The sequence below is a fragment of the Streptomyces sp. a15 genome (genome assembly GCF_059026085.1).
The window spans coordinates 1-1,247 of sequence record NZ_JBWLKM010000237.1; the positions used below are offsets into that span (position 1 = coordinate 1).

The 1,247-nt window shown below is 69.0% G+C and carries 2 protein-coding genes; one reads left to right on the plus strand and one right to left on the minus strand.

What is annotated here, in order from left to right:
- Positions 1-199 precede the first annotated feature (199 nt).
- Positions 200-835: a dihydrofolate reductase family protein gene (locus AC5P09_RS51850; protein WP_493880616.1), complete on the minus strand. Its 636-nt coding sequence runs from the start codon at positions 833-835 to the stop codon at positions 200-202.
- On the opposite strand from AC5P09_RS51850, the gene AC5P09_RS51855 reads away from it, so the two are divergent.
- On the plus strand, positions 809-1,237 hold the full coding sequence (locus tag AC5P09_RS51855) for an MmyB family transcriptional regulator (RefSeq protein WP_493880617.1): 429 nt from the start codon (positions 809-811) through the stop codon (positions 1,235-1,237). The two genes, AC5P09_RS51850 and AC5P09_RS51855, sit on opposite strands and share 27 nt — an antisense overlap.
- Positions 1,238-1,247 lie beyond the last annotated feature (10 nt).

A 1,247-nucleotide genomic window follows, 5' to 3' on the forward strand; every position in this document is an offset into this window, starting at 1 on the left:
ACCGCGGGCACCGCGGGCACCGCGGGCACCGCGGGCACCGCGGGCACCGCGGGCACCGCGGGCACCGCGGGCACCGCACAGGACTTTCGAAACACCCCCTAGAACGTCACCACCGTCGACGACGCCTGCGGTACCCAGCCCGCACCCCCCGCCCCAGAGACCAGCTCACATCCGGCGAAGACCTGCAGAGAGTGTCTGTTCAGTGGTGCGCGCCAGCCTCGTAAGCCCCGTATGCAGGCGCTCCTGTGGTCTCGTAGACCTGGGCCGCGACTCCGCTCGGTGTCGTCTCGCTGCTCAGCAGCCGCAGCCCGGCCGGGGCACCGTTCTCCGGGAACAGCCGTCGGCTGCTGCCCACGACGACCGGCGCGATCATCAGCCGCAGCTCGTCGATCAGCCCGGCGGCCAGGAGCGACGCGCCGAGGCGGGCGCTGCCGTGGATCTGCAGCTCCCGTCCGGGTTGCCGCTTCAACTCGGCGACCTGGGCCGGCACGTCCCCGGAGAGGATCGTGGTCGGCTCCCAGTCGGCTCGCGTCAGGCTGTGCGAGGCCACGTACTTCGGCAAGCCGTTGAGCTTGGTGGCGATCGGGTCGTCCGGCTCGTTCATCTTCGGCCAGTCACGCGCGAAGTTGTCATAGGTGCGGCGCCCGAACAGAAACGCGTCCGCCTCACCGAGCCAGCCCGTGACGATCCGCATGAACTCGTCGTCCAGATGCGGCACGAGCCAGCCGCCCCGGGCGAACCCGTCGCTGGTGTCCTCCTCCGGCGACCCGGGCCCCTGCGCCACGCCGTCCAGCGACGGCCGCGGTACGTGGACGAGGTCGCCGGTCCGTGCCATGAAGGTCCTGTCGCCGTCGAGGAACTCCAGTTCGCCGTTGAACACGAGCTGATCCGCGAGTTGAGTACGGGCAACCAGCGGTTCGCCGACCTGTGGGCGGTCGGTGCGATGGCCGCTCACGGCGAGGACCAGAAATCGATCGAGCACCCCTCGGTGGGGCCGATCGCGGTGGACTGTGATGTGCTGACCGACAGTGACTCCGAGCTCAAGATTGTGATCATGACTGCGTACGACACCGTCGGCGCAGGAGCGGCAGGCACGCGGCGCCGTAGCCCTGGAGGTGTCCACCTGGACACCCCGCTGCCTGACCCGATCACGTTCACCGCGACTCCGCCTACTGACCTTTCCGTTCAGTTGTCGGGGCTGACATTGCTAGATCCCTGCGGTACGCCGTGGCCATGAGATATGCGCA